The organism is Bacillus sp. P14.5, assembly GCF_003316765.1.
GTDB lineage: Bacteria > Bacillota > Bacilli > Bacillales > Bacillaceae_B > Rossellomorea.
On record NZ_NIJF01000012.1, the window covers coordinates 1 to 4669 of the forward strand.

Here is a 4669-nt window from a genome sequence, read left to right on the forward strand (position 1 = left end):
AACTATTTTAGTTTAATATAATTCTAAAATTTGTCATAAATCCACTTTATAATTCGACAATAACTTCTTGTTAATATTCTTGAAGAAATTAAGCGAGCTTCCCCAAATTAAGGAGAGTCACTTGAAAACTTCCTTGAAATGGAGTAACTAGTGAGAAAATAAGGGGAGATTTTCCCCTTATTTGCATATTGAACCCAAATTTGCTGGTGAATAAGGGGAATTTTCCCCTTATATAAAGAAAAGAGCCTATTTTCTAATGTTTTAAGTCAAATAAGGGGAATTTCTCCCTCTATTTTAGCTAATTTCAAGGCTATTTATTAAATAAGGGGAATTTTTCCCTCTATTTTTAGAAGAGCCAGCGCCCCTTTTAGCCCCGACGATCCTCTGGCCATCTTGAAGCTTGGCAGGGGGTAGGCAGCGTATGTGATCCAGCTTGAAATGGAGTAGCTAATGAGAAAAATAAGGGGAGATTTTCCCCTTATTTGCATATTGAACCCTAATTTGCTGGTGAATAAGGGGAATTTTTCCCCTTATATAAAGAAAAAGAGCCTATTTTCTAATGTTTTAAGTCAAATAAGGGGAATTTCTCCCTCTATTTTAGCTGATTTCAAGGCTGTTTATTAAATAAGGGGAATTTCTCCCTCTATTTTAGCTGATTTCAAGGCTGTTTATTAAATAAGGGGAATTTTTCCCTCTATTTATAGAAGAGCCAGCGCCCCTTTTAGCCCCGCCGACCACCGGGCCATGAATCTGAATCCGAAAACGCTGCTTCTCCCCCTCAATTTGCCACTCCTATAACAAGGGTTGAACCCCGCCCCATTCCGCCCAAAACCAAGTTTCGTGGTAACAACCTAAAGCGAATATCCAACCTCCGACATAAAATACTATATCTGCTGTAACCAAGCTGTCGGGAGAAGCAATCAGCTCCCCAGCGCAGGTCAGTGAGACAGAGTGAAACAAGAAAGGAGGTAGACAAATGAAAATCAGAAAGGCAATCATACCGGCAGCCGGTTTGGGCACAAGGTTCCTTCCCGCTACGAAAGCACAGCCTAAGGAAATGCTTCCGATCGTCGACAAACCCGCCATTCAATACATCATTGAAGAAGCTGCCGCCTCCGGGATTGAAGATATATTGATCATCAGCGGCAGAGGAAAAAGAGCGATAGAAGATCATTTCGATAAAGCTTATGAATTGGAGGAGACTCTTGCCAAAAAAGAAAAGTGGTCACTACTGAATGACGTCCAGCAAATCTCTGAGTTGGCGAACATCCATTATATACGCCAGAAAGAACCCAATGGATTAGGAGATGCGATCTATTGTGCGAGAAGTTTCATCGGGAATGAACCCTTTGCTGTCATGCTGGGTGACGACATTGTTCAAAATGAGGCAGAACCTTGTTTGAAACAGCTTATGGATGTTTATGAAAAGTATCAACATTCTATAATCGGCGTGCAGAGGGTCACTCCCGAAGAAGTCTCAAAATATGGAATCGTCAGCGTTTCAGACAAGCATGAAAAGAATATATTCACTGTGAAAGATTTGGTAGAGAAACCTTCTATCAGCGAGGCTCCTTCGACTGTGGCAATCATGGGGCGATATATCCTGAAGCCCGAAATTTTCTCTGTTTTGCAAGACTTGGAGCCCGGTTCAGGAGGGGAAATTCAACTGACAGATGCATTAAAAAGACTTTTGACCATAGATAGCGTACTTGCGTATCACTTTAAAGGAAAGCGTTACGACGTGGGAGATAAATTGGGCTTTATTCAAGCAACCATCGACTTTGCCCTGAAGCGCCCTGATTTAAAAGCAGAGCTGGAGGATTACTTAAAATCTATCATTCAGCCAAATTGAAAGGAGATGAATTGATTGAAAGTGACAATCACGGGCACGGGTTATGTCGGCTTGGTGACAGGTGTATGTCTGGCGGAAAAGGGCCATGAAGTCATATGTTTTGATATTGATTCAAAAAAATTGATCAGCTTCGTGCAGGGAAGCCGCCTTTATATGAACCGGGATTGAAGGAGATGCTCGGTGAAAATATCAAAGCAGGGAGAATTAGATTTACAACCGACAGCTTGGAAGCTTACGGTCAGAGAGATGTCATCGTCCTTGCGGTTGGAACGCCGGAAGAGGATGATGGATCTCCAAATCTATCTTTTCTTAAAGCCGCTGTTGATAACATGGCGTGCCATATTGACCAAAGCTGCGCGGTCGTAACGAAAAGTACGGTCCCCCCTGGAACAAATGAAAAAATCTCCTATTGGATTCACTCACTGAAAAATCCTGCCTTGAAGATTGAGGTTGTTTCTTGTCCGGAATTCCTGAGAGAGGGGTCTGCTATTCATGATACTTTCCATGGTGACAGGATCGTGATAGGTGCACACTCCAAAGAGGCAGGTGACCTCATCGAAGAAATGTATAAGGACTTTAATGTTTCTGTAGTGCGAACCGACATCCGTAGTGCGGAAATGATCAAGTATGCCTCTAATGCTTTCCTGGCCGCCAAGATCAGTTTTATCAATGAAATCGCGAACATTTGCGAGAGGGTTGGAGCCGATATTGAAGAGGTTGCAGCCGGGATGGGGCTTGATAAGAGAATAGGCCCGCAGTTTCTCAAAGCGGGGATCGGTTATGGCGGCTCGTGCTTTCCTAAAGACACAAAGGCATTACATCATATCGCAGAAAAGGTGAATTACCAATTTGATATTTTGGAGGCTGTCATGAATGTGAATGACAGGCAGGCGGAGGTACTGATGGACAAAGCCCGTACTCATATGGGTTCTTTGAGAAATAGAAAAGCAGCACTGCTGGGGCTTGCTTTTAAGCCTGGAACAGATGATGTCCGGGAATCGCAGGCAATAAAGCTCGCAAAGGCACTTATTCACGAAGGAGCCACTGTACATGCCTACGATCCGGTTGCAATGCGGAACGCTAAAAAAGAATTGGGCAATGCGGTCGTTTATTCAAGCACTATAGAAGAAGCACTGCTGGATTCAGATGCAGTATTCATTGTTACAGAATGGGAGGAAATTATCGAATATCCACTTTCTAATTATCCATTATTAATGAAGGAACCCGTCATCTTTGACGGAAGGAACTGTCTCCAGATGGAAAAAATGGAGGAGAATAACCTCACTTATCTTCCGATTGGGCGTAGGGGGTTCATCCCTCCTATTAGTTAGAAGAGAAGCTTGCAACGAAGCAGCTTCTCTTCTCTTTTTATATGAATCTTTTTTTCAACAGCAATTTATACGAATACAGCTTTTATATTAATGGCTTGATAGGGCTTATACTCAATCATTAACAGAATCAGAGAATAAGATATAGAACAAGGGAGACTTGTCTATTTCAGACAGACGTTATTCCTTGATGAGGAATCAAAAAAGTCTTCTCCTTGTAAAAATGGGAAGGAGGTAACAAGGTATGGCAGTATTATCAAGCGGTCCAATTGAAAATAATCCAGTGAATGGGTCCAGGCCGACCACTCAGGTTTTGGTCAAGGTGATCAATACGAGCGCAGCCAGTTCTGCTACAGTGCTTATTCAGGGATATTTCTTAAATGGCACCAGAAACCTTTATGTTCTGGAACAAGTCAATGTTGGGGCAAACCAAGTGGTGACACGGAACTATTTTGCTAATCTCAATGCATTTGAATTTGTATTTACAACCAGTGGTACAGCTGCAGAGGATACACAGGTTTCTATGTGGGGAAGAAATGCAGCAGGCCAGCTGAACACTTCGCATCGTCTTGTCTCAGAGGAACATTTGGGAGCAGAATAAAAAAATCACCATTATGGACAATCTCACAATCAGCCAGAAATTTAGAGAATAAGATATAGAGAGTATAGCATTTGCAGTTAGAAGTTCTGCTAGATTTTCATAAAACAAGCTTCATGAGGAAGCGAGGCTGCGAAAATATATTCATGCTTTCACCGGATGTGCTTTTAACAAGCTACTAGAGTTTTTCCGGGGAATGGAAAATAATTATAAAGGAGGTAGTGCAATGGCAGTATTATCAACCGGACCCATAGCAAATAATCCGGTAGGCGGAGTGCGCCCCAGTACACAAGTTACAGTCAAATTGGATAATCGGGACTCTGTGAATTCTTCCACAGTATTAATACAGGGTTACTATCTGAATGGTACCAGAACTTTATACGCCTTGGAACAGATAGAAGTGTCACCAAACCAGGTCGTTACCCGTAATTACTACGCTAATTTTGATGCATATGAATTTGTGTTTACGACTAGCGGTGATGCCGAAGATAGCACACAAATATCGGTTTGGGGGAAAACAGCAACAGGTGCTTTGGTGCCTGCCCATCGTCTAGTCTCAGAGGAACTTCTGGGTGCTGATGAAGGTCCAGCAGGTCCAGCAGGTCCAACGGGAGCAACCGGCCCAGCAGGTCCAACAGGTCCAACGGGAGCAACCGGCCCAGCAGGAGAAGCAGGTCCAACAGGTCCAACGGGAGCAACCGGCCCGGCAGGAGAAGCGGGTCCAACAGGTCCAACAGGAGCAACCGGCCTGGCAGGAGAAGCAGGTCCAACAGGTCCAACGGGAGCAACAGGCCCAGCRGGAGAAGCAGGTCCAACGGGAGCAACCGGCCCGGCAGGTCCAACMGGTCCAACGGGAGCAACCGGCCCGGCAGGWGCAACAGGTCCAGCGGG

The 4669-nt window shown here is 44.0% G+C and carries 2 protein-coding genes and 2 pseudogenes; all 4 read left to right on the forward strand.

Features of this window, described 5'->3' with window-relative positions; translation table 11 throughout:
* Positions 1-976 precede the first annotated feature (976 nt).
* Complete coding sequence (gene galU / locus B9Z54_RS01025) at positions 977-1852, forward strand: UTP--glucose-1-phosphate uridylyltransferase GalU (protein WP_113926685.1); 876 nt, start codon at positions 977-979, stop codon at positions 1850-1852.
* A 15-nt stretch (positions 1853-1867) separates the two neighbouring features.
* Positions 1868-3183: pseudogene (locus tag B9Z54_RS01030) on the forward strand (UDP-glucose dehydrogenase family protein).
* Between the two features lie 241 nt (positions 3184-3424).
* Positions 3425-3781: a hypothetical protein gene (locus tag B9Z54_RS01035; RefSeq protein WP_113926686.1), complete on the forward strand. Its 357-nt coding sequence runs from the start codon at positions 3425-3427 to the stop codon at positions 3779-3781.
* 223 nt (positions 3782-4004) lie between these two features.
* A pseudogene (locus B9Z54_RS24565) lies at positions 4005-4669 on the forward strand (collagen-like triple helix repeat-containing protein); the annotation flags it as partial.

Coding starts and splice junctions, on each gene's coding strand:
- galU (WP_113926685.1), top strand. CDS start 977: ATGAAAATCAGAAAGGCAATCATACCGGCAGCCGGTTTGGGCACAAGG.
- B9Z54_RS01035 (WP_113926686.1), top strand. CDS start 3,425: ATGGCAGTATTATCAAGCGGTCCAATTGAAAATAATCCAGTGAATGGG.